Origin of the sequence: Enterobacter sp. Ag1, from assembly GCA_000277545.1 — a bacterium.
Classification (GTDB): domain Bacteria; phylum Pseudomonadota; class Gammaproteobacteria; order Enterobacterales; family Enterobacteriaceae; genus Cedecea.
In genome coordinates this window covers 1-26,252 of the sequence record AKXM01000027.1, presented here as the reverse complement: position 1 = coordinate 26,252, position 26,252 = coordinate 1, and the positions used below count along the sequence as shown (strand labels likewise).

General features: G+C 55.6%; 26 protein-coding genes. 22 read left to right on the top strand and 4 right to left on the bottom strand.

Going from position 1 to position 26,252, the window contains the following annotated elements; all coding sequences use genetic code 11:
- Positions 1-46: 46 nt before the first annotated feature.
- Positions 47-2,182: an intracellular growth attenuator family protein gene (locus tag A936_RS11320; protein WP_008457852.1), complete on the bottom strand. Its 2,136-nt coding sequence runs from the start codon at positions 2,180-2,182 to the stop codon at positions 47-49.
- Positions 2,183-2,517: 335 nt separating this feature from the next.
- On the opposite strand from A936_RS11320, the gene nudE reads away from it, so the two are divergent.
- A complete protein-coding gene (gene nudE / locus A936_RS11315; RefSeq protein WP_008457849.1) occupies positions 2,518-3,084 on the top strand; it encodes an ADP compounds hydrolase NudE in 567 nt (188 codons plus the stop codon).
- A gap of 54 nt (positions 3,085-3,138) precedes the next feature.
- On the opposite strand, the gene mrcA is transcribed toward nudE, so the two are convergent.
- The gene (mrcA, locus tag A936_RS11310) at positions 3,139-5,691 is read right to left on the bottom strand and encodes a peptidoglycan glycosyltransferase/peptidoglycan DD-transpeptidase MrcA (RefSeq protein WP_008457847.1); all 2,553 of its coding nucleotides are present in this window, start codon (positions 5,689-5,691) and stop codon (positions 3,139-3,141) included.
- Between the two features lie 139 nt (positions 5,692-5,830).
- Here mrcA and A936_RS11305 point away from each other — a divergent pair, with 139 nt between their 5' ends.
- The 20 genes from A936_RS11305 (at position 5,831) to A936_RS11210 (ending at position 23,456) form a co-directional block, all read left to right on the top strand.
- Positions 5,831-6,646: a type IV pilus biogenesis protein PilM gene (locus A936_RS11305; protein ID WP_008457844.1), complete on the top strand. Its 816-nt coding sequence runs from the start codon at positions 5,831-5,833 to the stop codon at positions 6,644-6,646.
- 107 nt (positions 6,647-6,753) lie between these two features.
- A complete protein-coding gene (locus tag A936_RS11300) occupies positions 6,754-7,194 on the top strand; it encodes a PilN domain-containing protein (protein WP_157141408.1) in 441 nt (146 codons plus the stop codon).
- Positions 7,184-7,654: a HofO family protein gene (locus A936_RS11295; protein WP_008457841.1), complete on the top strand. Its 471-nt coding sequence runs from the start codon at positions 7,184-7,186 to the stop codon at positions 7,652-7,654. Before A936_RS11300 ends, A936_RS11295 begins: the two co-directional genes overlap by 11 nt.
- Positions 7,641-8,033 carry a HofP DNA utilization family protein gene (locus tag A936_RS11290; RefSeq protein WP_008457840.1) on the top strand — a complete coding sequence of 131 codons (393 nt, stop codon included), beginning with the start codon at positions 7,641-7,643 and terminating at the stop codon, positions 8,031-8,033. The genes A936_RS11295 and A936_RS11290 overlap by 14 nt, the downstream gene beginning before the upstream one ends.
- Positions 7,972-9,219: a type IV pilus secretin PilQ gene (gene pilQ, locus A936_RS11285; RefSeq protein WP_008457838.1), complete on the top strand. Its 1,248-nt coding sequence runs from the start codon at positions 7,972-7,974 to the stop codon at positions 9,217-9,219. The genes A936_RS11290 and pilQ overlap by 62 nt, the downstream gene beginning before the upstream one ends.
- A 319-nt stretch (positions 9,220-9,538) precedes the next feature.
- Complete coding sequence (gene aroK / locus A936_RS11280) at positions 9,539-10,060, top strand: shikimate kinase AroK (protein WP_008457837.1); 522 nt, start codon at positions 9,539-9,541, stop codon at positions 10,058-10,060.
- Between the two features lie 58 nt (positions 10,061-10,118).
- Positions 10,119-11,207, top strand: a complete 1,089-nt coding sequence (aroB, locus tag A936_RS11275) for a 3-dehydroquinate synthase (protein ID WP_008457835.1) — start codon at positions 10,119-10,121, stop codon at positions 11,205-11,207.
- Between the two features lie 74 nt (positions 11,208-11,281).
- A complete protein-coding gene (gene damX, locus A936_RS11270; protein ID WP_008457832.1) occupies positions 11,282-12,574 on the top strand; it encodes a cell division protein DamX in 1,293 nt (430 codons plus the stop codon).
- 63 nt (positions 12,575-12,637) lie between these two features.
- On the top strand, positions 12,638-13,462 hold the full coding sequence (dam, locus tag A936_RS11265; protein ID WP_008457831.1) for an adenine-specific DNA-methyltransferase: 825 nt from the start codon (positions 12,638-12,640) through the stop codon (positions 13,460-13,462).
- Between the two features lie 46 nt (positions 13,463-13,508).
- Entirely contained in the window at positions 13,509-14,186 is a 678-nt protein-coding gene (gene rpe, locus A936_RS11260; RefSeq protein ID WP_008457829.1) for a ribulose-phosphate 3-epimerase, read from the top strand.
- Entirely contained in the window at positions 14,179-14,892 is a 714-nt protein-coding gene (locus A936_RS11255) for a phosphoglycolate phosphatase (protein ID WP_008457827.1), read from the top strand. The genes rpe and A936_RS11255 overlap by 8 nt, the downstream gene beginning before the upstream one ends.
- Positions 14,885-15,889 (top strand): tryptophan--tRNA ligase, encoded by a 1,005-nt coding sequence (gene trpS / locus A936_RS11250; protein ID WP_008457824.1) that lies wholly within the window; start codon positions 14,885-14,887, stop codon positions 15,887-15,889. The genes A936_RS11255 and trpS overlap by 8 nt, the downstream gene beginning before the upstream one ends.
- Positions 15,890-16,025: 136 nt before the next feature.
- Positions 16,026-16,931, top strand: coding sequence for a GntR family transcriptional regulator YhfZ (gene yhfZ, locus A936_RS11245; RefSeq protein WP_008457822.1), 906 nt, complete (start codon positions 16,026-16,028; stop codon positions 16,929-16,931).
- A 14-nt stretch (positions 16,932-16,945) separates the two neighbouring features.
- Entirely contained in the window at positions 16,946-17,302 is a 357-nt protein-coding gene (locus A936_RS11240) for a hypothetical protein (protein ID WP_008457820.1), read from the top strand.
- Positions 17,303-17,390: 88 nt separating this feature from the next.
- A complete protein-coding gene (locus tag A936_RS11235; protein WP_008457809.1) occupies positions 17,391-18,563 on the top strand; it encodes a YhfX family PLP-dependent enzyme in 1,173 nt (390 codons plus the stop codon).
- The gene (locus A936_RS11230; RefSeq protein WP_008457806.1) at positions 18,556-19,800 is read left to right on the top strand and encodes a phosphopentomutase; all 1,245 of its coding nucleotides are present in this window, start codon (positions 18,556-18,558) and stop codon (positions 19,798-19,800) included. Before A936_RS11235 ends, A936_RS11230 begins: the two co-directional genes overlap by 8 nt.
- Complete coding sequence (locus A936_RS11225) at positions 19,787-20,677, top strand: phosphotriesterase-related protein (protein ID WP_008457803.1); 891 nt, start codon at positions 19,787-19,789, stop codon at positions 20,675-20,677. The genes A936_RS11230 and A936_RS11225 overlap by 14 nt, the downstream gene beginning before the upstream one ends.
- Positions 20,678-20,686: 9 nt before the next feature.
- Positions 20,687-21,040, top strand: coding sequence for a DUF2620 domain-containing protein (locus A936_RS11220; RefSeq protein WP_008457802.1), 354 nt, complete (start codon positions 20,687-20,689; stop codon positions 21,038-21,040).
- A 10-nt stretch (positions 21,041-21,050) separates the two neighbouring features.
- The gene (locus A936_RS11215) at positions 21,051-22,355 is read left to right on the top strand and encodes a YhfT family protein (protein ID WP_008457800.1); all 1,305 of its coding nucleotides are present in this window, start codon (positions 21,051-21,053) and stop codon (positions 22,353-22,355) included.
- 9 nt (positions 22,356-22,364) lie between these two features.
- Positions 22,365-23,456: a PLP-dependent transferase gene (locus A936_RS11210; RefSeq protein ID WP_008457798.1), complete on the top strand. Its 1,092-nt coding sequence runs from the start codon at positions 22,365-22,367 to the stop codon at positions 23,454-23,456.
- 27 nt (positions 23,457-23,483) lie between these two features.
- Here A936_RS11210 and cysG read toward each other — a convergent pair whose 3' ends face one another.
- On the bottom strand, positions 23,484-24,857 hold the full coding sequence (gene cysG / locus A936_RS11205; RefSeq protein ID WP_008457796.1) for a siroheme synthase CysG: 1,374 nt from the start codon (positions 24,855-24,857) through the stop codon (positions 23,484-23,486).
- Positions 24,858-24,870: 13 nt separating this feature from the next.
- Positions 24,871-25,677, bottom strand: a complete 807-nt coding sequence (gene nirC / locus A936_RS11200) for a nitrite transporter NirC (protein WP_008457795.1) — start codon at positions 25,675-25,677, stop codon at positions 24,871-24,873.
- 163 nt (positions 25,678-25,840) lie between these two features.
- Between nirC and A936_RS11195 the strand changes: the two genes are divergently transcribed.
- Positions 25,841-26,252: helix-turn-helix domain-containing protein (locus A936_RS11195; RefSeq protein ID WP_034808865.1), on the top strand; the 412-nt coding region annotated here is incomplete at its 3' end.

The window sequence follows — 26,252 nt, the reverse complement described above, 5'->3', positions numbered from 1 at the left end:
CGTACCAGGGTAGCACAACCCGGTACGCAAAGTTTACCCGTAGCGGCTACTTCAGCGGCGTAGGCGGAGTCAGTGTGGGGTTGAGGCAGCTATCATAATAGCGCTGAATTTCAGCCAGCCTCGTACTGGCACGGCGATAGCGAGTCACCGCCAGAACGCCGTTTATCGCGGCGCAGGCCAACATCGCAATCAGCATCAGAGAAATGCCGATGTAGCTCCAGAGGCTATGAGTGTCTGAGATCCGATGCAGGGTGACGTGCTGTGTGCCGTTGGCATCCGTGTAGATGCCGGTAATGATCCCTTCGGCGTGGAACGGCGTGTGCAGCAGCATTTCCGCCAGTCGCTGGAATTCGGTCCATTGTTCCTGGGCCGGGAAGTCATACAACGACATTGGCGGCAGCGGCTGGTCCACGAAATCACCACCTTCGTCGTTGATGATGATGTACCCGCCAGGAGCAGGGCTATTTAATGCCTGTGCGGCGCGGGCGGTTTCACGAATAAAGAAAGGTGCGGTTGAGGTGGCCACCAGGTTATCCAGCGACTCGGCGCTAACTGGCCGTAGAAGGACGTTCACCCCGGTCAGTTTTCCTGAATCCGCGCGCTTGATCAGGGAATCCCAGTCTTTAGTGTTGCCCAGGTTTACTAGCGCATTCTTCAGGCGGACGCACTCTTCTTCTGCGGTACACAGCGCCTGGGTTTTTTTCACAATCCCGGCAAAATCATCCAGCAGGACCATGCCTGATTTCTGAATGGCGTCCGCGAGCTGTGGGTTAACTTTGCTGTCACCTTCTCCACCCTGAGGATGAATTTGCCCGCTGACGGCTTTGGTCAGAGCGACCGCTTTGTCCATGATGTCGGACTCCGGCAAGGGCAGAGGGCGGGCGGTATTCCAGATGATCTGCGAGCAGTCGAAGGGGGTGAATGGGAAGTTTTGCCGCGAGCGATAACCGCCTGGCGTTTGAATATTACACATCCCCGTGCCATTCACTCTCAGCGTATCGCCTACCTGCAGCTTGTATTTGGCGAGTTCCTCAACGCTGGTGGCTTCGATGGACTGAGCGCCCTTCAACCATGAGGCGCTAAGCTTGATAGGCATTTCCAGCGGCACCCAAATAGTCATCATCAGCAGGACCAGCAGCGCGCCGGCGGCAACCAGCAGGTTACGCACCCAGTGCTGTAGCGGGAAGTTACGCACTTCATCATGGAGTGAAAGGAAACGTCCCTGACGCACCACATGGCGGTCAAGATAGATATCAATATCGGTTTTCTGCCCCAGATCCTGAGCCACAAAAGGCTGCCAGTGGGGCGGATACACCAGATCGATAATGCCCAGGGAGATGTTGTTCATCTGTTCCTGGTCAGACTCGCCGAACAGCCCCCAGCGTTTGGGTGTGCCGCGCAGGCAGTGGATCTCGCGCAATGCCGTTTTCGCCGGCGGAGCAAACAGGCCCCACAAACCGGCGGCAATCAGCAGGACGGCGCCGCCAATTAACCAGGGCAGGAACACCGACGGCGTCACGAGACTCAGGAACAGCATGATAAAAGCGATGCAAATAAGCGCGGCTTCGCGCACGCCGTCGGGGCGGCTCAGGGAATACTCTTCCTGAGTTTCCTGGCGAATGTTTAGCAGCTCGATTTGCTCGCTTTCTTCGCCGCGAATGGAGGCCTGAGTGCCTGAATAGCCTTCCAGGGCGTACTGCTGCACATCCAGCGTATCGTTTTGCAGCGTATTGCCATTGAGCGAAATCACCAGCGGGATGCTGCTCGTCCGAATCAGCTCTACGTCGTTATCGTTGGTGATGTACTGCTCCCAGAGCGGCGGGAGGTGAACTTCAACAGAATCAAGGTAATAACGCCATTTATTGGCGTCATCGGCAGAGAGGCCGTAGCGAGTGATCGACCGGGTCAGGGAGAAAACTGTACTGCTTTGCGCGGTGAGCGTTAGTCTTGGCAGTGGATTGCTCGCGCCGGAGGGGCCAATCAGCTCCTGGGAACGGGAATAACGCTCGAGGTAATTTTCGACGGCAACGCGCTCTTCTGGGGTTAGTTTGCGCGTGGTGGCACCGGAGAAGGAACGATCGTGCGAAACCTGGGCACGTAGCTTCAGGCTTCGCCAAATCAGCCATCCGGCAATCAGTGCGCAGGCCAGCATAGCAGCTAACAGAAATAATAAGGTGCTCATGCTTTCCCCATCAAACAATCGTCTTTTTCATCAAACTCGGCAAAAGATCGGCCTTTCAAATGGTTAAGGAGTCAGAAGTCATTATCGGCAGGTAAAGCTGCAAACTTGAGCTATTTTTAAGGCGACCGACTTACAGTAACACAATGTTAGCAAAGCGACTTCGTCCGAAATACAAGTAAATTCCTATTCAATAGTACCTGCCTTGACAGCGGGTAAAATTACGTGTTTTAGCGCGCCAAACGTTACAAAAATGTAAATAATAGCCAATGCTCGTTGCACGATATGTGCGGCATACCGCACAATAACTTACCTCTTTCACTGTTGAACCCGGCCACATGAGCAAATCACTAATAAAACCAACGATTTTAAATGTCGAAACCGTGGCGCGTTCGCGGCTGTTTAATGTCGAAACGGTGGATCTGGAATTTAGCAATGGCGTTCGCCGCGTCTACGAACGCATGAAACCGTCTTCCCGCGAGGCGGTAATGATAGTGCCTGTTGTTGATGGCCACTTGATCTTAATCCGTGAATACGCGGTTGGCACAGAATCCTATGAACTTGGGTTCTCTAAAGGGCTGATCGACCCGGGCGAAACGGTATTTGAGGCCGCTAACCGTGAGCTGAAAGAAGAAGTGGGCTTTGGCGCGAACCGGCTAACGTTTCTGAAAAAGCTGACGATGGCCCCGTCCTATTTCTCGAGCAAAATGAACATTGTGATTGCGGAAGATCTGTATCCCGAATCCCTGGAAGGGGATGAGCCGGAAGAACTGCCGCAAGTACGGTGGCCGCTGGCGAACATGATGGATTTGCTCAATGAAGATGATTTCAGCGAGGCGCGTAACGTCAGCGCTTTGTTCCTTGTCCGGGAATGGTTAAGGCAGCAGGGCAGGCTGAAAGACTGACCGCTAAAGAATGAAAAAGGGCCGCTAAGCGGCCCTTTACTATTTTGGGTTGGATTAGAACAGCTCGTGCTCTTCCCCGTTATCGATAAGCGTCGTGCCTACTTCATGCACGGCCTGTTGCGTAGGCTGCGTACCTTCGATGAAATACTCTTCACGACTGTTGCCGCCGTTGGCTAACTGCCCGGTACTGCGATCAATATTGACAGTCACGATACCCGGTGGTGGCGTCATCGGCTCTTCTGGCACACCCGCCAGCGCGATTTTCATGAAATCATCCCAGGCGGGCTGGGCGCTCTTCGCGCCGCCTTCGTAGCCGGAGATCTGATCTTTAATCGCGCCTGAAGCCGTGGTGCGGCCAAGGTCGCGGCGATGGTCGTCAAAGCCAATCCAGACTGACGTGACCACGCCCGGGCCGTAACCGGAGAACCAGGCATCTTTCGAACTGTTGGTTGTTCCGGTTTTGCCGCCGATATCCTTACGCTTCAAATCACGGCCTGCTCGCCAGCCGGTTCCCTGCCAGCCCGGCTCACCATAAATGTTGCTGTTAAGCGCACTTTTGATCAGGAAAGACAGCGGCGTGTTGATCACGTGTGGCGCATACTCCTCGCCCTGTGCTTTTGCCACCAGACCGCGGTTAGCTTGCTCCAGTTGAGGCATCGGTACGCTGCTGTTTTGCGGCGTTTGCGAAACGGCAACGTCTTCTACGTCCTGGTTTTCCAGTACCGTTGATTTTGGCGTATCGCCGTAAATGACCGGAATATCGCAGCTGGCACAGGCAACCTTAGGCCTGGTCTCAAACACGGTATTACCCGCGTCGTCGACGATTTTGGTGATGTAGTAAGGGTCAACCAGGAAGCCGCCGTTTGCCATGACGGAGTAACCGCGAGCAACCTGCATTGGCGTAAATGAGGCGGAGCCCAGGGCCAGCGATTCGGTATGCACAATATTTGCTGCAGGGAAGCCAAAGCGCTGCAGATATTCTGCGGCATAATCGACGCCCATCGCCCGCATCGCACGTACCATCACTACGTTCTTGGACTGGCCCAGCCCCTGACGCAGACGAATCGGCCCGGCGTATTGGGCCGGAGAGTTCTTCGGCCGCCAGTCGGAGCCTGCCCCGGCATCCCAGCGTGAAATAGGCACGTCATTAAGAATGCTTGCCAGCGTCAGGCCTTTGTCCATGGCTGCGGTATACAGGAAAGGTTTGATGTTTGACCCTACCTGACGCAGCGCCTGGGTCGCACGGTTGAACTTGCTTTGGTTGAAGTCAAAACCGCCGACCAGCGCCAGCACGGCGCCATCGTGTGGATTGAGTGAAACCAGCGCCGAGTTAACGTCGGGCACCTGGCTAAGCCACCAGGCATCGTCCACCTTGCGTACCCAAATCTGCTGTCCGGCCTGTACCACGTCCGTTACTTTGCGTGGCGTAGCGCCTTGCGCGGTGTCGGAACGATACGGACGCGCCCAGCGCATGCCTTCCATACTCAGTGAAACAGAGCTGCCGTCGGCCAGCATGGCCGTGGCTTCATCAGGTACGGCGCGGGTGACAACCGCCGGGAAGAGCGGGCCATAAACCGGAAGGCTTTTCAGCGAATCGGTGATTTTTTTCTTATCCCAGGCGCTTTCTCCCACTTTCCACAGCACATTAGATGGGCCGCGGTAGCCATGGCGCATGTCGTAGGCCATGACGTTGTTGCGGACGGCATCCTGGGCACCCTGCTGAATTTTACGGCTCAGCGTGGTGTAAACCTTGTAGCCATCTTCGTAGGCTTTATCGCCGTAGCGGGCGACCATGTCCTGACGCACCAGCTCTGAAAGATATGGCGCGGAGAAGGCGATTTCAGGCGTGTGATAGCTGGCGTCAATCGGCTGACTACGTGCTTCATCGTACTGGCTTTGGCTGATGTAACCTTCGCTCAGCATGCGCGACAGCACCACGTTACGGCGTGCCGTTGAACGATCCATGGAGTACAGCGGGTTAAACGTTGACGGCGCTTTAGGCAGCCCGGCAATCACCGCCATCTCGCTCAGGGTCAGCTGATCGACCGTTTTGCCGAAGTAAACCTGAGCGGCAGCGCCGACGCCATAGGCGCGGTAACCGAGGTAGATTTTGTTCAGGTAGAGTTCAAGGATCTCGTCTTTGTTCAGCATCTGTTCAATGCGAACCGCAAGAAACGCTTCCTTAATTTTACGCATCAGGGTGCGTTCGGGGCTCAGGAAGAAGTTACGCGCCAACTGCTGCGTAATGGTACTTGCGCCCTGAGAAGCATGGCCTGAGAACAGCGCTACGCTTGCAGCACGGAAGATGCCCACCGGGTCAACGCCGTGGTGCTCATAAAAGCGGCTGTCTTCTGTTGCGATAAACGCTTTTACCATCACCGGAGGGATCTGGTTCAGGGTCAGTGGAATACGGCGTTTTTCGCCGTACTGAGCAATAAGCTCGCCGTCAGCGCTGTAAACCTGCATTGGAATCTGCAGTCGCACATCTCTCAATGTCGCCACGTCGGGCAGCTGGGGCTCGATGTATTTGTATAAACCGTAAATCGAGCCAGCTCCCAGCAGAACGCAACAGACTGCAAGGATTAATAAATACTTTACGAACTTCACCTTAAATTTCCCATCAGGTTTCAATTGGGCAGTTTCTAAACAACCGCGCGGTAGTATAAAGGCAAGCCAGGAGCTTTGATATACCCGTTACTGTTTCGGGGTCAGGGCTGTTTATCATCCGGATAAGGAGATCGAAACCATGATGTTTCCTGGTTGGCGGATTGGCCTGGATATTCAGGCGGAGGGCATACGTGCCGCAGCCGTACAGTGGCACCGGCAAGGGTGGCAGTTGCGCCATTGGTGGCATTTACCTTTCCCGAAACAAACACTTGCGGACGGCATGTTACCCGAACTGGACACACTGCGCGAGGTACTTGCCGCATGGCGTAAAGAAATCCCCGTGCGCCATCATCTGCGGGTTGGGTTTCCTGCACAGAGGGCTTTGCAACGCCAGGTTCCCAGGCCTCCCCAGCGGTTACAGGAATCGGCTCAAGAGAAGTATATCTCGGGTGCAACGGCTCGCCAGTTGCAAATGCCCTCGGAACAACTTTGCTACGACTACCTGGAGGATGATTCGTCATTTTCCGTGACGGCGGCGAAACAGGCGGATATTGCTGCATTGCAGGCCATTTTTGCCAGCATGAATCTCTTTCCCCGGACGATAACGCCGGGAGACAAAATTCTGAGCGCCTTGCCTCAGAATTGTTATCCAGCGCATTGTCGTTTTCTGGTTCATGAAGAGCCGGGCTACTGGCTGTGGGCATCAGTCAATAACCGCAAACGTTCCGGCTGGCTGGATAAACGGCAGACAGTGGATTTCCCGGCTCTATGTCAGCAGTTGGAGGCCAGCGCCGACGAAATTGCCTTTAGCCATGCCGATGCCGGGCGCTCCTGGCCTGCCGAAGCAGAAAGGCTAAATGCCTGGCAACCCCTTGTCCGCCAGCAGCCGCCGTTGCCGCGTCATGGCGGGCTTTACACGCTCGCTTTGGGGCTCGCTCTGGGAGCCGAACGCTAATGATGCCGCTGATGAACCTTCTGCCATGGCGGCCGTTAAAACGCCGTCATCGGCTAAAACTTTGGGGCAGCCTTCTCATATGTGGCGTGCTTTTAATGATGGGGCTGATGCTGCTCTGGACTCAGTTTCTCGCCATGAAAGTGCGCTGGCAACAGGCCCAGTCAACCCAATATGAGGTGCAGGAATCCGCCCTGAAGACGCTGTTATCACGTCAGCTAACAGAGTTGAAAGATAACCAGCAGCGGTGGGCGATATTGCAGGCGGAGGGGATGCGGAAAGGCAACATTTCACGTTGGGAAAACGTGCTGAATATGCTGGCCTCACGCTTGCCCGAAAACAGCTGGCTGCAGAGTGTTAGCTGGCAAAATGAAAGCGCAACCATCTCTGGCGTAGCGGGAGATGCACGGGAACTGGTGCAGGTTGAAGCAGTTCTGGCTGATTTACCCGGGGCGTTTAAGGTCAAGCCCGGTGAGTTGCGCGATGAAAAACACAAAGGTCTGGTCTTTACCTTCATCTTAAACACCCCGGATGGCGAGCATGCTCAGTAACCTGGAGCGCCTCATTGACGGGCATGTTGCATATCGGGTGTTGAGCCTGTTGGTGTGTCTGTTATTAACCGCTTTAGCCTGCTTATGGCTGCTGGTTTGGCCCCTGCGACAGGAATTGCAGGTGAAGGAACAGCACAACCAGCAGCGCTGGCAGCATGTGCTCTCGCAGCAGCGGAAAATTGCCGTTTTGCCGAAACCAGAGCCGCTGCCTGATGCGGTGCCGCTGGAGACGTTTTCTGCCATGGCTGCGGCAAAACGGTCCGGCGGGAGACTGGTGATGTGGCGGCCTGAACCGCGACATTCTGTGTTGGAAATGCTGCTTCCCTGGCCCAACGTTCCGCCCCTTTTTAAGGAACTGACCAGCTATTCAAGCCTGAAGATACCGGCGTTTATCTTGAGTGAGGCCGGGGAAAAAGTGCGGGTTTTGCTCACTCTGGAGTTTATCGATGAAAGCCGCTAGTTGGATGTTACTGGCCGCACTCAGCTCGCCTCTGCAGTCGTCACCGCGTAATCCTTTTCTTTTACCCGTATCACCCTGTGAAGCGCTGCTTAAGCGGCTTGATGGCTGGCAGTTACGCGGCGTGTTTTACCCGACTGGCTCTGCAGAAAGTCTTGCCTTAATGCAATCCTCGGGGAAACGCTGGCAAAGGGTAAAAGAAGGTTTGTTTCTGGAGCCTGGTGTGCAGGTGACCACGCTTCTTGAGCGGCAGCTGAGAGCTTCGCTCACCGGCGCCTGCGAAGGACGCTACTACCACTGGAAAATAGAGGGAAGAGTCAATGATAAGGCACATCGTGGCAGGCGTACTGATGCTGATGCCCCTGACGGCGTGGACGAATAATCGCGTCACTCTGACGCTAGATGAAACGCCTGTCGTACAGGTATTGCAGGCGCTGGCCGAGCAGCAAAGCTTTAACGTGATGATTGCGCCTGAGGTGACGGGGAATCTCTCGCTACGTTTGGCCGATGTGTCGTGGGAGCAGGCTTTCCAGCAGGTACTCAGATTAGCAAACCTGACTTCGTCGAAGACGGGCAATATTCTTCAAATCCAGCAGAAACAGGATCCGGCGCAACGGCGCGCTCAGCAAGAGGCCGCTCGTAAGCAAAAAGCGCTTGAGCAGCCGCTGGTACAAGCGGTTTATACGCCGCGATATGCTGAAGTTGCCGACCTTGCCGCGGGGATCAAAGCTAATGAAGAAAAACTACTTGGACCCAGGGGCGGCATTACCGTGGATAAACGCACAAACCGGCTGGTGGTGCGCGACAGCCAGCAGGCGCAAAAGCGTGTTGCGGCCTGGATTAAAGATATGGATGTTTCGATGGGGCAGGTCGAGCTGTCCGCGCATATTGTCACCATCAACCAGGATAAGCTGCGAGAGCTTGGCGTGAAGTGGAGCGCCCCGGTAGGTGAGACGGCATCCGGGTTATACCAAACCACTACTGTCTCAAGTGAGTTAGCCGTAAACGCGGCAACCACAACGGTAGGGTTTAATATTGGCCGGATCAACGGCCGTATGCTTGAGCTTGAGCTCAGTGCGCTGGAGCAGCAGCAACAGCTGGAAATCATCGCCAGCCCACGCTTACTGGTCGCACACCAACAGTCTGCCAGCATCAAGCAGGGTACTGAAATTCCGTATCAAGTCTCTAATGGCAAGAATGAAGCCACGTCGGTGGAATTTAAGGAGGCGGTGTTAGGTATGGAAGTCATGCCGACGATAAGTCACCACGGAACCATTCGCCTGCAGCTTCGCATCAGTCAAAATATGCCAGGACGCAGCATCCAGCACGCAGATGGGGAAGCCCTCGCCATTGATAAGCAAGAGATTGAAACGCAGGTCGAGGTGAAGGACGGTGAGACGCTGGCGTTAGGCGGAATCTTCCAGCAGCAGAACAACCACACCAGAGATAGCGTTCCTTTACTGGGAAATATTCCTTTTATCGGCCAATTGTTCCGGCACGACGGGAAAAAGCACCAACGTCGGGAATTGGTCGTGTTCATTACGCCCAGGTTGATTGCATTACCTTAGCGTGTTTCCTCTTCCGCCTGCGGGTTTTTCTGCCAAACAGCGCCCAGGTGTTTGACGGCAGAGAGGAATTAGCTTACAAGGTGTACCGTTTCGGGAGGCTGGGTATTGAGAGCCTGCGGCCGGTAAAGCTGGCGCACGGTTTTCATCCCAAGCTGGGCGCCAGGTGATTTATTCGGTTGCCAAACCCCCTTGAGTGTTGAGATAATTTTTAGTCTGATTCTCGAACTCACGCTTATGAGGTTTCAGTTCATGTCCCGCCGCAGCAAGTTGTTACCGGGCGGGTTTATCATCAACGAATTGTCTTAGTAGTACCGAAAAAATGGCAGAGAAACGCAATATCTTTCTGGTTGGGCCTATGGGTGCCGGCAAAAGCACTATTGGGCGTCAGTTAGCTCAGCAACTCAATATGGAATTTTTCGATTCTGATCAAGAGATTGAGAAACGTACCGGAGCTGATGTGGGCTGGGTATTCGACGTTGAAGGCGAAGAAGGCTTCCGCGATCGCGAAGAAAAAATCATCAACGAACTCACTGAAAAACAGGGCATCGTGCTGGCTACCGGTGGCGGTTCTGTGAAATCTCGTGAAACCCGCAATCGTCTTTCCGCCCGTGGCGTAGTGGTTTATCTTGAAACCACGATTGAGAAACAGCTTGCACGTACTCAGCGCGATAAAAAACGTCCGCTGCTGCAGGTTGAGACTCCACCTCGTGAAGTTCTGGAAGCGCTGGCAGGTGAACGCAATCCGCTGTATGAAGAGATTGCCGATGTCACAATTCGCACCGATGATCAAAGCGCCAAAGTGGTCGCAAACCAGATCATTCATATGCTGGAAAGCAACTGATTCTGGCTTAATCAAGAAACGCCTGCGGGCAAAGCAACAATAAGGTGGGCTCCGCGTAATGGAGAGGCTGACAGTCACTCTCGGGGAACGTAGTTACCCTATTACCATTGCCGCCGGGTTATTCAATGACCCGGCTTCCTTTTGGCCGCTGAAGGCTGGCGACCAGACCATGCTGGTTACCAATGAAACCCTTGCACCGCTCTATCTGGACAAGGTTCGTGGTCTTCTGGAACAGGCAGGCGTTAAAGTGGATACCGTCATTCTTCCGGATGGCGAGCAGTTTAAAAGCCTCGCGGTGCTTGATACCGTCTTTACGGCGCTGTTGGAAAAACCTCACGGCCGCGACACCACCTTGATTGCTTTAGGCGGTGGCGTTGTGGGCGATTTAACCGGTTTTGCCGCAGCGAGCTATCAGCGCGGGGTGCGTTTTATCCAGGTCCCTACCACACTGCTTTCGCAGGTGGACTCCTCCGTTGGCGGTAAAACTGCCGTTAACCATCCCCTCGGCAAAAACATGATTGGCGCGTTTTACCAGCCCGCTTCGGTGGTGGTGGATCTCGACTGCCTGTCGACTTTGCCTGCTCGGGAGCTGGCTTCGGGCCTGGCGGAAGTCATTAAATACGGCATCATTCTGGACGGCGAGTTCTTTGACTGGCTGGAAGAAAACATCGACGCATTGTTAAAGCTGGACGGCAAGGCAATGGCGTACTGCATTCGTCGTTGTTGTGAGCTGAAAGCCGAAGTTGTTGCCGCAGACGAGCGAGAAAGCGGCTTACGTGCTTTACTGAATCTGGGTCATACGTTTGGCCATGCCATTGAAGCTGAAATGGGCTATGGCAACTGGCTGCATGGCGAAGCCGTGGCGGCCGGAATGGTGATGGCGGCGCGTACCGCTCAGCGCCTGGGTCAATTCAGTGAGGCAGAAGTTCAGCGCGTGATTGCGCTGCTGGTGCGAGCCGGGTTACCGGTTAACGGGCCGCAGGAAATGTCCCCTGACGCGTATATGCCCCACATGATGCGTGACAAAAAAGTATTAGCCGGCGAGCTGCGTTTGATTCTGCCGCTGGCGATAGGGAAGAGTGAAGTGCGCGGTGGAGTACCGCACGATGTCGTTCTATCAGCCATTGCTGATTGCCAGCAGGCTTAACAACTAGAATTTTTATAGTATTTAACTTCGGGCGTGATGCAGAGATGAGCATACGCCTTTGAGTGGGGTGTTAAATGGATGAGTTTAAACCAGAAGACGAGCTGAAACCCGATCCAAGCGATCGTCGTCCTGGGCGTTCCCGCAAACCTGACGAGTTCGATAAAGAACCGCAGATCAACGTTGATGACGTCGATCTTGATGCGGACGATCGTCGTCCTTCTCGTTCACGCCGTGAGCGTGAAGAAGAGGTTGAGGAAGAGTACGAAGGTGATGACGGCCTGGCCGCAGAGCCTCGTCCGGCGCGTGGGCGTAAAAAGGCAGCAAAACAGAAAGCACCTGCTTCTCGCCAGCACATCATGATGGGCGTCGGGATTCTGGTCCTGCTGCTGCTTATCATCGGCATCGGTTCAGCCCTGAAAGCTCCTTCATCTACCCCAGATACTGCCGAGCAAAAACCAGGCGCGGAGAAGAGCATCGATCTCTCCGGTTCGAACGGTGCGGCACCTGCCGACCAGGCAAATGCTGCTCAGCCACAGGCAGGGAATACCTCAGTAGCTGGCCAGCAGAATCCGCAGGATGTTTCCCTGCCACCTATTTCTTCTACACCAACCCAGGCCCAGACGCAGCCGCAGCCGGAAGGGCAGCAGCGCGTTGAGGTTCCTGGAAACCTGAATAACGCCCTGACTCAGCCTCAGCAACAGGGCCAGATTGACAACGTGGTGAGCAATTCCACGCTGCCAACTGAACCCGCTACCGTCGCGCCAATCGCTGGCAGCAAAACCGAACCGCGTAAGCTGGCCGGCACCCAGGAGCCAACCCGCACCGTTGAATCTCGTCCTGAGCGCAAGAAAACGGTGATTGAGCCTGTGCGTAAAGCCGAGCCTAAACCACAGGTGAAAGCTGAAAGCAAACCAGTGGCAACGGTGAAACGTAGCGAACCTGCCCCGGCGGTTTCTGCTCCGGTCACTGCACCATCAACCAGCGCAGCTACTTCAACCCCGGCTCCGAAAGCAACAGCATCTACTGCGCCAAAAGCAGCACCGCAAGCTGCAGCGACGGCCAGCACTGGCGGCACGGTAACGGGGGATGCGAGCGCCATTAAGAGTGCGCCAGGCAGCCACTACACGCTGCAGCTGAGCTCTTCTTCAAACTCCGCAAACCTGAATGCGTGGGCGAAAAAAGAGAATCTGCAGCACTATATGGTTTACCAGACTCAGCGTAACGGTCAGCCTTGGTTCGTGCTGGTGAGCGGTGTTTATGCCACGAAAGACGATGCAAAACGCGCGGTGACAAGCCTGCCGGCAGACGTTCAGGCTAAGAATCCGTGGGCAAAACCTATTCATCAGGTGCAGTCTGACCTCAAGTGAAAATAAGCGCAGTCGCTGTCGGAGCCTTTCCACAGCTGGATAAGGTGTAAATAGTAAGACAGCATGAAAAAAAATCGCGCTTTTCTGAAATGGGCAGGGGGGAAATTCCCCCTGCTGGACGACATAAAAAAGCATCTGCCGGAAGGCGACTGTCTGATTGAGCCCTTTGTTGGCGCGGGGTCGGTATTTCTTAATACCGACTACTCACGCTACGTCCTCGCCGATATCAATAGCGATCTGATTAACCTCTACGACATTGTCAAAAACCGCGCAGATGAGTACGTGCGGGAGTCTCGTTTGCTCTTTACCAAAGTGCAAAACGAGGAAGCGATTTATTACGCTTGCCGCACTGAGTTTAACCAATGCACTGACAAATTCCGGCGCGCGGTGTTGTTTTTGTACCTCAACCGCCATTGTTACAACGGCCTGTGCCGTTATAATCTGCGCGGTGAATTTAACGTGCCGTTTGGCCGCTACAGCAAACCTTATTTCCCTGAAGAGGAACTGTACAACTTTGCCGAACGGGCTAAAAATGCCACTTTTGTCTGCCAGTCTTATGATGTCAGCATGGTAAACGTTGCTGCGGGTTCCGTAGTGTATTGCGATCCGCCCTATGCGCCGCTTTCCGCCACCGCCAACTTTACCGCTTATCACACGGACAGCTTCAGTATGGTGCAGCAGCAGCACCTGGCCGAGCTGGCTGAAAGGCTGCGGGAGCAGAGTATTCCGGTGCTGATTTCGAATCACGACACCGAGCTGACTCGCCAGTGGTATCAGAACGCCACCGATTTCCATAAGCTGCAGGTTCGCCGCAGCATCAGCCGAAACGGTGGTAAACGTAACAAGGTGGACGAACTTCTGGCCCTTTATAAAGCGAAGGTTGCCTGAGCCGTTTCGCCCGCCGCCGAAAGACGAATGACTCCTGGAGAAGCGGATGAAACAGTATTTGATTGCCCCCTCAATCCTCTCTGCCGACTTCGCCCGACTGGGCGAGGATACGGCTAAAGCACTTGCCGCAGGTGGTGACGTCGTCCATTTTGACGTTATGGACAACCACTACGTCCCTAATCTGACGATGGGGCCAATGGTGCTTAAGGCGCTGCGCGATTACGGTATCACTGCGCCTATCGACGTTCACCTGATGGTGAAACCCGTTGACCGCATCATTCCTGATTTCGCCGCGGCCGGTGCCAGCATTATTACCTTCCATCCTGAAGCCTCTGAACATGTCGATCGCTCTCTGCAACTGATCAAAGAACACGGCTGTAAAGCGGGCCTGGTGCTGAACCCGGCGACCTCGCTTTCCTGGCTGGATCACGTCATGGACAAACTGGATGTCATTTTGCTGATGTCCGTCAACCCTGGTTTTGGCGGCCAGTCGTTTATTCCACACACGCTGGAAAAACTGCGCCAGGTTCGCGAACGTATTGATGCCTCCGGCTATGATATTCGCCTTGAAGTGGATGGCGGCGTCAAAGCCGACAACATTGCGGAAATTGCCGCCGCGGGCGCGGATATGTTCGTTGCAGGTTCCGCTATTTTCGGCCAGCCTGATTATAAAGCGGTGGTTGACTGCATGCGTTCTGAACTGGCTAAGGTAAGTCATGGATAAGTTTCAAAAAATTCGGGGTGTTGCCTTCGATCTCGACGGCACGCTCATCGACACGGCGCTTGGCCTGAGTCAGGCCGTTGATCTGGCGCTTTATGCGCTTGAACTGCCTGTGGCCGGCGAAGATCGCGTTGTCACCTGGATCGGCAACGGCGCAGATATCATGATGCAGCGGGCGCTTAAGTGGTCGCTGAAAGATAAAGAACCCGACCTCGCCCAGCTGAATATGGCGCGCAAACTGTTCGATCGCTTCTATGCGGAAACGGTGGAAGAGGGGAGCTTCTTGTTCCCGGGCGTAGCCGCAACGCTTGCTGCACTGAAAGAAAAAGGCCTGCCGCTCGCCGTCGTCACCAACAAACCCACGCCTTTTGTCACGCCGCTGCTGGAAGATCTGGGCATTGCCCATTATTTCCAGACCATCATCGGCGGGGACGATGTGAAAGAGAAAAAGCCACACCCGGAAGCGCTGTACAAAGTCATGGAAACCCTGGGGCTGGCGGCGGATGAGCTGCTTTTTGTCGGCGATTCCCGTAATGACATTCAGGCTGCACAGGCGGCCGGCTGCCCAAGCGTCGGCCTGACCTGGGGCTATAACTATGGCGAAGCGATTGGGCTGAGCAACCCGGACGTTGTGTTCGATCGTTTCGAAGACTTATTGCCCGCTTTCGGGCTACCACCTTTAGCAAATCAGGAAGCAGAACATGAGTAAGCCCATCGTATTTAGCGGCGCCCAGCCGTCAGGCGAATTAACTATCGGTAACTACATGGGTGCGCTGCGTCAGTGGGTAAACATGCAGGATGATTATCATTGCATTTACTGCATCGTTGACCAGCATGCGATCACCGTTCGTCAGGACCCGACCGCGCTGCGCAAAGCGACGCTGGACACTCTGGCGCTGTATCTGGCCTGTGGCATTGACCCGAAAAAAAGCACCATCTTTGTTCAGTCCCACGTGCCGGAGCACGCGCAGCTGGGCTGGGTGCTGAACTGCTACACCTATTTCGGCGAGCTGAGCCGCATGACGCAGTTCAAGGACAAATCTGCCCGCTATGAAGAAAACATCAACGCCGGCCTGTTTGACTACCCGGTGCTGATGGCCGCAGACATTCTGCTGTATCAGACCAACCAGGTCCCGGTGGGTGAAGACCAGAAACAGCATCTGGAGCTGAGCCGCGACGTGGCCAGCCGCTTCAACGCGCTGTACGGCGACATCTTCAAAGTGCCTGAGCCATTTATTCCTAAGTCCGGTGCCCGCGTGATGTCCCTGCTGGAGCCGACCAAAAAGATGTCCAAGTCTGACGATAACCGCAATAACGTCATCGGCCTGCTGGAAGATCCGAAATCCGTGGTGAAGAAGATCAAGCGCGCGGTAACCGACTCCGAAGAGCCGCCTGTGGTGCGCTACGACGTGAAAGAGAAGGCGGGCGTTTCTAACCTGCTGGACATTCTTTCCGGCGTCACCGGCAAAGCGATTCCTGAGCTGGAAGCCAGCTTTGAAGGCAAGATGTATGGTCATCTGAAGGGCGAAGTGGCGGAAGCCGTGTCCGGTATGCTGACCGAGCTTCAGGAGCGCTATCACCGTTACCGTAACGACGAAGCTTTCCTGCAGCAGGTCATGAAAGAGGGCGCTGAAAAAGCCCGCGCCCGCGCCGGAGAGACGCTGAAAAAGGTCTACGAAGCGATCGGTTTCGTCGCTCATCCATAATCTTTCCCTATGAATAACCCGCCGCCTGGCGGGTTATTTCTTTTTTGTGACTGCATTCTCCTTTTGTCATTTTCCCCTTTGCCATCTATATTCAATTTTATGAAGATATATTCATTCAATAAATTGAAGATAACAGATGAGCCGCAGCTTTATTAAAAAAGAGGGCGTTGCCCAGTCCAGCCTGGCCCGTTATTTACTGGGTGAGAAATGTGGTAACAGGTTGAAAACCATAGATGAATTAGCTAGTGAATGCGGCTTTTCCGTTGGCCTGACGCAGGCCGCGTTGAAGACGCTGGAGAAGGCCGGGGCCGTGAGCGTTGAGCGCCGTGGCCGCAACGGCAGCTACCTGCTGAGCATGGATAACAAAGCCCTATTGGCGTTCGCGGACATCGGCAATGTAGTGTGTGCTATGCCGCTGCCGTACACCCGGCTTTATGAAGGGCTTGCCAGCGGTCTGAAGGCGCAGTTTGACGGGATCCCGTTTTATTATGCCCATATGCGTGGGTCGGATGTTCGCGTGGAATGTCTGCTGAATGGCGTTTATGACCTGGCCGTCGTGTCCAGGCTGGCAGCGGACAGCTACCTCAGCAACCCGGATCTTTTTATCGCGCTGGCGCTGGGGCCGCACACATACGTGGGCGAGCACAAGCTGATTTGCCGCGCCGGGCAGCAGGAGAGCATCCGCCGTATTGGGATTGATCCTCGTTCGGCGGATCAGCGCATCATGACGGATGTGTATTTCTCCGGGCAGGATGTGGAATTGCTTGATGTGTCGTACCACGAGTGTCTGCACAGAATCGCGAAGGGCAGCGTGGATGCGGTGATTTGGAACGTCAGCAACGAAGCCGATTTGACGGCGCTGGGGCTGACTGCCCTCCCGTTAAGCGGGGACAAATGCTTCCTGACGGCATCGGAAGCGGTGGTGCTGACGCGAAGTGAAGATATCCCTATTCAGCAATTGCTGAGAACGGTGGTGGATAAGAATGCCCTGCTGGCGCATCAGCAAAGCGTGCTGAGCGGTGAACAGGAACCAAGCTATTGACAGAGGTAATCAGTATGGAAGACCGGCTCAATCTGCTCTGCGAGGCAGGCGTCATCGACCGGGATATTTGTGATGGCATGAAAGTGGTTGTGACGCAGCTGGAGACCCACTGGGCTATTCCGCTGCAGAACGATCAGGGGGCAATGGCCATCACCCACATGGCTAACGCGCTGATGCGCAGCCGCCGTGGGGAAGAGGTGAACCCACTGGATGAAGAGCTGTTGGCGGAGATTAAAACCGACAGCGTCTTTGGTGATGTTGAGCAGGCCCATCACGCATTGCTGGCGCCGTTCAACGTGCAGCTGCATCCGAACGAAGAAGGGTATCTGCTGGCTAACCTGTTCAGCCTGTGGCTGATTCATAAGGGCTAACGGATTTATTTGCAGCGTTTTTTCTTAGCTTAAATATTCAAAAAAATGATTATTTAAGAGGTTTATTTATCAGGTCGCGAGGCAAGGCATGTTTATTGAGGCACTCAAGGCACAGAACCCGGCGTTGATTGATGCGGCCAGAACGCTTTGGCGGCAGGGCGCGGTACTTCCCGATACCTGGATTATCGATGTCGATCAGGTTCTGGAGAACGGCCGGAAACTGCTCGCGGCCGCGCAGAAGCACGGCATCACGCTCTACTTTATGACCAAGCAAATCGGGCGTAATCCCTGGCTTGCCAACAAGCTGATTGAGTTGGGCTTTAAAGGCGCCGTGGCCGTTGATTTTAAAGAAGCCCGCACGCTGCGTGAAGCCAATGTGCCCGTCTCACATGTGGGCCATCTGGTGCAGGTGCCGGTGGCCCTGGTCGAAGAGAATGTGAACGGCGAGACGGAAATCATCACACTTTTCTCGCTGGAAAAAGCCCGCGAAGTGTCCGATGCCGCGCTGGCGAGCGGGCGTGTTCAGGCTGTAATGCTGAAGGTATTCGCCGAGTACGACCGACTTTACCCGGGCCAGGAAGCTGGTTTTCCGCTCGGTGAGCTGGACGGCGTGGTACGTGCCATTCGCGCAATGCCGGGCATTCGGCTTGCCGGGCTGACGCATTTCCCCTGTCTGCTCTGGAACGAAGAGCAGCAACAGACGCAGCCAACCCGCAATTTGATGACGCTGCTGAAGGCGCGGGACTTGCTGCACGAACAGGGGATTGAGATCGAGCAAATCAACGCGCCGTCGGCCTCAAGCTGCAGCACTTTCTCCATTCTGGCCGAGCACGGAGTAACTCATGCCGAACCGGGCCACGCGCTGACCGGCACCATTCCGGCGAACCAGCATGGCGATCAGCCCGAGGCGATAGCCATGCTCTATCTGACAGAAGTTTCCCATCAGTTTCAGGGCAAAAGCTATTGCTTCGGCGGGGGATATTATCGTCGCGGGCATGCGCAGAATGCGCTGGTGTTCAGCCGCGATGTGCAGCCCGAGCAGGCGCGATTGCTGCCGCCAGACAACACCAGCATTGATTATCACCTGGCGCTGGAGGGCGGCTATCCCGTTGGCAGCCCGGTGGTGATGTGCTTCCGCACGCAGATTTTTGTCACCCGCAGCGATGTGGCGCTGGTGTCCGGCATCCAGAGCGGGAACCCGGTGCTCGAGGCGCTGTACGACAGCCTTGGGCATCCGATTCCGGGAGGTCAACATGAGTAAGTTTCTGGTGCTGGTCATAGACAGCTTCGGCGTGGGCGCAATGGACGATGTACCGGACGTCAGGCCGCAGGACATCGGCGCGAATACCTGCGGACATATCCTGCAGCACTTTCCCGACCTGCGTTTACCCACGCTTGAGAAGCTGGGCCTGATTAACGCGCTGGGCTTTACGGCCAATGTGATGCTGCCGAACGCCGATGCCGCGTATGGCACAGCCGCACTGCAGCATGAAGGCGGGGACACTTTTATGGGGCACCAGGAAATTTTGGGCACAAGGCCACAAACGCCACTCCGTATGCCGTTTTCTGCAGTGATCGACGACGTAGAACGTGAACTGGCTGACGCTGGCTGGCAGGTTGAACGCAGAGGTGGCGAGCTGCAGTTTCTGTGGGTAAATCAGGCTGTCGCCGTGGGAGATAACCTTGAGGCCGATCCTGGACAGGTGTTTAACATCAGCGGCAATCTCAGCACCATACCGTTTGAGCAGGTACGCGCCATTGGTGAAGTCGTGCGCCGCTGCGTCAAAGTGGGTCGGGTCATTGCCTTTGGTGGCTTGCTTGAGAGCAGCGAGCAGTTGATTAACGCCGCGGAAGAGAAACAGGGGCTTTATGTCGGCATTAACGCCCCGCGTTCCGGGGTATACAAAAGTGGGTTCCAGGTGGTGCATATGGGCTACGGCGTGGATGCCAGCGTTCAGGCTCCACAGCAGCTGCATCAGGTCGGTGTTAAAACCGTGCTGGTGGGTAAAGTGGCTGATATTGCGATTAACCCGCACGGCATCAGCTACCAGAATCTGGTCGATTCGCAGCGCATTCTTGATATCACCCGGGATGAGCTGAATAAACCTGGCAGCGCCTTTATTTGTACCAACATTCAGGAAACCGATCTGGCGGGCCACGCTGAAGACGTTGCGCGCTACGCCGAGCGGCTTGAGCTGGTAGACAAAAACCTGGCTCTGCTGATGGCCGATATGCAGGTCGGGGATTGCCTGGTCGTCATGGCGGATCACGGAAACGACCCGACGATTGGCCACAGCAAGCACACTCGTGAAAACGTGCCGTTGCTGGTTTGGCAGCCCGGTATAACAGGCACTTATCTGGGCGCACGCGCTACGCTTTCTGATGTCGGCGCCACGGTTTGTGACTTTTTTAGGGCAGCCGCGCCGCAGAACGGAACGTCGTTCCTGCCGCTGCTGAATGTCTCTTCAACAGGTGGAGTGAATCATGACGGGGTATAAGCATATCGATCCATCGGGCTATACCTATGCCCACGAGCATCTTCATATCGATCTTTCCAGCTTCAAGGACAACATCGATTGCCGACTGGATCAGTACGAGCTGATTTGCGGTGAAATGAAGTCACTCTACGCGCAGGGTGTGCGCAATATCATTGAAATGACCAACCGCTACATGGGGCGCAACCCCCAGTTCCTGCTGGATATCATCCGTGATACCGGAATGAACGTGATGGCCTGCACCGGTTACTACCAGCACGATTTCTTCCCGCCGCACGTGGCCACCACGCCGGTTAAAGTGCTGGCGCAGGAGATGATCGATGAAATAGAAATTGGCATCGACGGCACGGCGTTAAAAGCGGGAATCATCGCCGAAATAGGCTCCAGCGTGGACGTTATCACCCCGGTGGAGAAGCGAGTTTTCCAGGCGGCAGCCATCGCGCATCATGAAACCGGCAGGCCGATTTCAACCCATACGTCATTCAGCACCATGGGCCTTGAGCAACTGGCGCTTCTGAAGTCATGGTGCGTGGATCTTTCCCGCGTCACCGTCGGGCACTGCGACCTGAAAGACAATCTGGACAACATCCTGCGGATGATCGATCAGGGCGCCTACGTCCAGTTCGATACCATCGGCAAAAACAGCTATTACCCGGACGAAAAACGCATTGCGATGCTGAGCGCGCTTAAAGATCGCGGACTGCTCGACCACGTCATGCTGTCGATGGACATTACTCGTCGCTCCCATTTGAAAGCGAACGGCGGGCCAGGTTTTAACTATTTGCTTACCACGTTTGTGCCGATGCTGCTGGAGGCCGGTTTCAGCCAGCCAGACGTCGATTTGATGTTACGTGACAACCCCTCTGTCTTTTATAAGTAAGGATTTCCCATGAAAAAGATCGGTGTCGCTGGCCTACAGCGCGAACTCATCAAACAAACCATCGAAACCGCCGCGCCGGGCAGCTTCGAAGTGTTTATCTATAACGACATGGACGCCGCGCTAAAGGTGAAATCCGGCCAGCTTGATTACTACATTGGGGCCTGTAATACCGGGGCAGGTGCGGCATTGTCTATCGCCATCGCGGTGATTGGCTACAACCGCAGCTGCACCATCGCTAAGCCCGGCATTAAAGCGAAAGAAGAGCAAATTGCCCGCCTGGTTTCAGAAGGCAAAGTGGCGTTTGGTCTCTCCGTTGAGCATATCGAGCACGCCATCCCGTTGCTCGTTAATTACTTAAAATAAAGGCATCCGTATGGAATTCTACCTTCACCTTGTTGTTGTTGCCTTGCTGACCGGGATGACGGCTTTACTGGCGCACCGCTCCGCGGCGGTGTTCCATGACGGGATTCGACCGATTCTGCCGCAGCTTATTGAAGGCAATATGAACCGCCGCGAGGCGGGGAGTATCGCTTTCGGCCTGAGCATCGGCTTTGTGGCTTCCGTCGGGATCTCCTTCACCCTGAAAACCGGGCTGCTTAACAGCTGGCTGCTGTTCCTGCCGACCGACATCCTCGGCGTGCTGGCGGCCAACAGCGTGCTGGCGTTTGGGCTGGGTGCCGTTTGGGGGATCCTGATCCTGACCTGCCTGGTGCCGGTCAACCACCTGCTGACCGCGCTGCCGGTAGATGTTCTCGGCTCGTTGGGTGAGCTGAGTTCTCCGGTAGTATCTGCCTTTGCGCTATTCCCGTTGGTCGCGATTTTCTACCAGTTTGGCTGGAAGAACAGCCTGTTCGCGGCGGTGGTTGTGCTGCTGACTCGCGTGCTGGTGGTGCGTTTCTTCCCGCAGCTGAACCCGGAGTCGATCGAGATTTTCGTGGGTATGATTATGCTGCTGGCGATTGCGATTTTTCAGGATCTGCGCTCCCGGGATAAACATGAACACGATGCTCACGGGCAGTCGGTGTTTGAAGAACGGACGTCCCGTATTATCAAGAATTTGCCGTATATCGCCATCGTTGGTGGGCTGATCGCCACCGTTGCCAGCATGAAGCTGTTTGCGGGCAGCGAGGTCTCCATCTTTACGCTGGAAAAAGCCTACAAGGTTGGGCTGGATCCGACCCAGTCTCAAAGCCTGATTGATCAGGCCGCACTGGCTGAGTTTATGCGTGGCCTGGGCTTTGTGCCGATGATTGCCACGACGGCGCTGGCGACCGGCGTTTATGCCGTGGCCGGGTTCACCTTTGTATTCGCCGTCGGCTACCTGATTGCTAATCCGCTACTCGCTTTTGTGGTCGGGGCGCTGGTGATTTCCGCTGAAGTCCTGCTGCTGCGCTCTATCGGGAAATGGCTGGGCCGCTATCCTTCGGTGCGTAACGCCTCGGACAACATCCGCAACGCGATGAACATGCTGATGGAGATGGCGCTGCTGATTGGCTCTATCTTTGCCGCCATCAAAATGGCGGGTTATACCGGCTTCACCCTTGCGACAGCGCTGTACTTCCTGAACGAATCGCTGGGTCGCCCGGTGCAGAAAATGGCCGCGCCGGTTGTGGCGGTGATGATAACCGGCATTGTGTTGAATATTCTGTTCTTCTGCGGCCTGTTTATCCCGGCCTAAGGGGGGTATGTGGAAAGCTGGCCATTGCAAAGCCTGAGCCTGGCTCAGGCCCAGCAGAAGCAGTTCGCCCTGGTGGATATCATCTGCCGGCATTTTCCTGGGGCTGATTTTCTGAGCCTGGGGGATATCGGCCTGGTGCCCGGTCTGAATCAGCCCAGCACTACGCAGCGGGTTGAGGCCGTTCTGGCTGATTTCTTCTCTGCGCCAGCCGCCGCGCTGGTGCAGGGAGCCGGCACCGGGGCTATTCGTAGCGGGCTGGCGGCATTGCTAAATGCTGGCGATAAGCTGCTGATTCATCAGGCTCCGCTGTACCCAACCACGGCGGTTATCGCCGAACAGATGGGGCTGGAGCTGATTCGGTCAGATTTCAATACGTTAAATGATGTGGAAGCCGCTATTGCGGCTCATCGTCCGGCTGCAGCTTTGATTCAGCATTCCCGCCAGACATTGGATGACGCCTATTCATTGGCTGATGTAGTGGCCTGTTTTAATCGCCACGCTTTGCCGTCGCTGGCCGACGATAATTATGCGGTGATGAAGGTCGACAACATCGGCTGCGAGTGTGGAGCCACGCTGTCGACCTTCTCCTGCTTTAAGCTATTCGGCCCGGTGGGCATTGGCGTTGTGGTCGGTGATAAATCGGCCGTTCAGGCTGTGCGTCAGAGCATGTACTCCGGCGGCAGTCAGGTGCAGGGCTTCCAGGCTATGGAGGTGCTGCGCGGGTTAGTCTTCGCCCCGGTGATGCATGCCGTTCAGGCGCAGGTGAACGATGCGCTGGTTGCGTTATTGTCTCAGGGCGCTGTGCCTCAGGTTAAAAGTGCATTTATCGCCAATGCGCAGTCGAAGGTGCTGCTGGTGGAGTTTCATCGACCTATTGCCGAAAAAGTGTTGGCGGCCGCACAAAAGCTGGGTGCATTACCTTATCCGGTAGGCGCAGAATCTAAGTATGAAATTCCGCCGCTTTTTTATCGGCTTTCCGGGACCTTTAGACAGTCTGAGCCGGAGCTGGAAAAGCGGATGATCCGCATCAACCCGAACCGCAGCGGCGCAGAAACCGTGTTAAGAATTTTGCGGGGAAGCTGTGCAGAGGCAGAAAAGTAAAAGGGAGGCTGGTGCCTCCCTTGGTATTTAATGGTTTGAGAACCAGTTTAGCCTGTCACGAAGGCCCACCACTCGGCCTACAATAATCAGCGCCGGGCTGCCAACCTGGGTGGCCAGCTCGCCTAATTGGTTTAGGGTGCCGTCCACGACGCGCTGATTCACCGCCGTGCCGTTTTCTACCAGCGCAACCGGCATGCTCTCTTCCATCCCGTGGGCGATCAGCTGCTGCTGAATAGCCGAGGCCTGATTAAGCCCCATGTAAAACACCAGCGTTTGTTTCTCTGCCGCCAGGTTAGCCCAGTCGAGTTCGCCCCCGGTTTTCAAATGGCCGGTGACCAGGCGCACGCTTTGCGCGTAATCCCGGTGAGTAAGCGGAATGCCTGAGTAGGCGGAACAGCCGGAAGCTGCGGTGATCCCCGGCACGACAGAGAACGGAATTCCGCCGTTGCACAGCGTTTCCAGCTCTTCACCGCCGCGCCCGAAGATAAACGGATCGCCGCCTTTCAGGCGAACCACGCGTTTACCTTTTTGCGCCTCCCGCAGCAGGATTTGGTTAATCTCTTCCTGCGGCACGCAGTGGTAGCCCGCCCGCTTGCCGACAAACACGCGGTCTGCATCGCGGCGGACCAGATTCATGATGTCGTCCGACACCAGGCGGTCATAAACTACAACATCGGCCTGCTGAATTTGCTGCAGGCCTTTCAGCGTCAGCAAGCCAGCATCCCCGGGGCCAGCGCCAACCAGCACCACTTCACCGCGGTGATCGAGCGGGGTGGAGAACAGCGATTCCGTCTCTTTTTCAACGGCAAGCTGGTCTTCGTTGGCCAGATACTGCGCCAGGCGATCGTTAGTGAAAAACTTCTCCCAGAAGCGGCGACGCTCGCCCATGGTGGCAAAAGTTTGTTTCACTCGGCCACGCAGAGTACCTGCAAAAGCGGCGATTTTACCCAGATGCAGCGGCAGGCTGGCTTCCAGCTTTTCGCGCAGCAGTCGGGCCAGAACAGGGGACGTGCCGCCGGAAGAGACGGCGACCATCAGCGGGGAGCGGTCGATAATCGACGGCATAATGAAGCTCGCCTGTTTCGGCGCATCCACCACGTTGCAGAAGATCCGGCGGGATTCAGTGGCGTCGCTAACCTGCTGATTCACCTCATCGTTGTCGGTGGCGGCAATTGCCAGCCAGCTTTCGTCCAGCAGCGTTTCAGAGAACGCCCCTTCGGCCAGCGTCAGCATATTTTGCTCAGCCCACACCCTAAACTGTGGGCTGAATTCGAGGGCGTTAACGGTGATGCGCGCACCTGCCTCCAGCAATAAACGCGCTTTGCGTTCAGCGACATCGCCACCGCCTACCAGCAGGCAGGCGCGGCCACGTAACTGACAAAATATCGGCAGGTGATCCACGGTCAATCCTCAATTAATTACGGGCGGTTTCCGCTGCGCCTGCGGCGGCAGGCTGCGGGCGTTCGGCTTTCGGCGTAGCATACCAATAACCCAGACCCATGAATACCACGCCGGAAAGGGTGTTCCCCAGCGTGACCCACAGCAGGTTATGGCCGATGCCGGACAGCGTGTAAGCCTCGCTATGATGGCCAAACCAGGACAGGGCAAACAGCGTCATGTTGGCGATGGAGTGCTCGTAGCCGGAGGCAATAAATGCCAGCAGGCACCACCAGATTGCGATGAACTTCGCCGCCCCTTCGGTGCGAATTGCCATCCAGATGGCCAGGCAAACCAGCCAGTTACACAGCGCCCCTTTAAAGAACAGCACCATCGCTGGTGCAGTGGTTTTTGCCAGCGCGACGGCGTGCACGATACTGGTATCTACCGGCAGCAGACTACCGCCGCCCCAGCTATACAACAGCGCGACAAATACCGAGCCGACCAGGTTGCCCAGCCAGGTTTGCGGCAGAATCGCCCACATTTGGCCGTGAGAGATGGTGCCGGCTTTCACGCCGAAGGTCAGGAACATGGTGTGCCCGGTGAACAGCTCGGAACCGGCGATAATCACCAGCGTCAGGGCGATCCCGAAGGTCGCCCCCATCACCAGCGGACGAATGGCCGGATCGAGTAAATTACCGAGGGTGAAAATCAGGATGATACCAAGGCCAACGTAGGCCCCAGCCATGGCGGAACTGACCCAGAAGCCCAGAGGATTTGTCTGCGAGAGACGGTTAATGCGCGCGGCATTCGCTGCACACTTATTGATGGTGTCGGTGAACATTTTTGCTATCCCAATGAAGTTAAAAAATAAAAATTAAAAAAAACTGATTTCCCCTCACCCTAACCCTCTCCCTGTGTACGGTCCGGGGACATCGTGAACACTTGTTCGGGGACATGGTAGACACTTACAACTAAGGCATAAGAACCCGTTTATGGAGCCGCTTATGCCGTGGGATGCGAGAGATACCATGTCATTACGTTCTGAGTTTGTTCTGCTCGCCTCGCAGGACGGGGCGAACATTCGTCTTCTGTGCCGTCGCTATGGCATTTCTCCTGCCACTGGCTACAAGTGGCTTCATCGCTGGTTACAGGACGGCACTGCCGGTCTTGCTGACCGTTCACGTGCACCACACTTTTCCCCCGCAAGAACCGACGACAGCATTACCGACCTGCTGCGGATGGCACATGCCACACATCCACGCTGGGGTGCCCGCAAGATTAAGGGCTGGCTTGAAGACCACGGGCATCAGTTGCCCGCCTTCAGTACCGTTCATAAGCTGATGGCCCGTCACGGTCTGCTGCCCGGTGTTCCTCCCGGCATCCCGGCTACCGGCCGCTATGAACACAGTGCGCCTA

Excerpts from the sequence above, each read along its gene's own strand:
- yhfZ (WP_008457822.1), top strand. The coding sequence starts at position 16,026 with ATGAGCCGCAGCTTTATTAAAAAAGAGGGCGTTGCCCAGTCCAGCCTG.
- A936_RS11240 (WP_008457820.1), top strand. The coding sequence starts at position 16,946 with ATGGAAGACCGGCTCAATCTGCTCTGCGAGGCAGGCGTCATCGACCGG.
- pilQ (WP_008457838.1), top strand. The coding sequence starts at position 7,972 with ATGATAAGGCACATCGTGGCAGGCGTACTGATGCTGATGCCCCTGACG.
- damX (WP_008457832.1), top strand. The coding sequence starts at position 11,282 with ATGGATGAGTTTAAACCAGAAGACGAGCTGAAACCCGATCCAAGCGAT.
- dam (WP_008457831.1), top strand. The coding sequence starts at position 12,638 with ATGAAAAAAAATCGCGCTTTTCTGAAATGGGCAGGGGGGAAATTCCCC.
- A936_RS11255 (WP_008457827.1), top strand. The coding sequence starts at position 14,179 with ATGGATAAGTTTCAAAAAATTCGGGGTGTTGCCTTCGATCTCGACGGC.
- nirC (WP_008457795.1), bottom strand. The coding sequence starts at position 25,677 with ATGTTCACCGACACCATCAATAAGTGTGCAGCGAATGCCGCGCGCATT.
- rpe (WP_008457829.1), top strand. The coding sequence starts at position 13,509 with ATGAAACAGTATTTGATTGCCCCCTCAATCCTCTCTGCCGACTTCGCC.
- A936_RS11295 (WP_008457841.1), top strand. The coding sequence starts at position 7,184 with ATGCTCAGTAACCTGGAGCGCCTCATTGACGGGCATGTTGCATATCGG.
- A936_RS11220 (WP_008457802.1), top strand. The coding sequence starts at position 20,687 with ATGAAAAAGATCGGTGTCGCTGGCCTACAGCGCGAACTCATCAAACAA.
- A936_RS11320 (WP_008457852.1), bottom strand. The coding sequence starts at position 2,182 with ATGAGCACCTTATTATTTCTGTTAGCTGCTATGCTGGCCTGCGCACTG.
- A936_RS11290 (WP_008457840.1), top strand. The coding sequence starts at position 7,641 with ATGAAAGCCGCTAGTTGGATGTTACTGGCCGCACTCAGCTCGCCTCTG.
- aroK (WP_008457837.1), top strand. The coding sequence starts at position 9,539 with ATGGCAGAGAAACGCAATATCTTTCTGGTTGGGCCTATGGGTGCCGGC.
- nudE (WP_008457849.1), top strand. The coding sequence starts at position 2,518 with ATGAGCAAATCACTAATAAAACCAACGATTTTAAATGTCGAAACCGTG.
- A936_RS11225 (WP_008457803.1), top strand. The coding sequence starts at position 19,787 with ATGACGGGGTATAAGCATATCGATCCATCGGGCTATACCTATGCCCAC.
- trpS (WP_008457824.1), top strand. The coding sequence starts at position 14,885 with ATGAGTAAGCCCATCGTATTTAGCGGCGCCCAGCCGTCAGGCGAATTA.
- A936_RS11300 (WP_157141408.1), top strand. The coding sequence starts at position 6,754 with ATGCTGCTCTGGACTCAGTTTCTCGCCATGAAAGTGCGCTGGCAACAG.
- A936_RS11235 (WP_008457809.1), top strand. The coding sequence starts at position 17,391 with ATGTTTATTGAGGCACTCAAGGCACAGAACCCGGCGTTGATTGATGCG.
- A936_RS11230 (WP_008457806.1), top strand. The coding sequence starts at position 18,556 with ATGAGTAAGTTTCTGGTGCTGGTCATAGACAGCTTCGGCGTGGGCGCA.
- A936_RS11305 (WP_008457844.1), top strand. The coding sequence starts at position 5,831 with ATGATGTTTCCTGGTTGGCGGATTGGCCTGGATATTCAGGCGGAGGGC.
- A936_RS11215 (WP_008457800.1), top strand. The coding sequence starts at position 21,051 with ATGGAATTCTACCTTCACCTTGTTGTTGTTGCCTTGCTGACCGGGATG.
- aroB (WP_008457835.1), top strand. The coding sequence starts at position 10,119 with ATGGAGAGGCTGACAGTCACTCTCGGGGAACGTAGTTACCCTATTACC.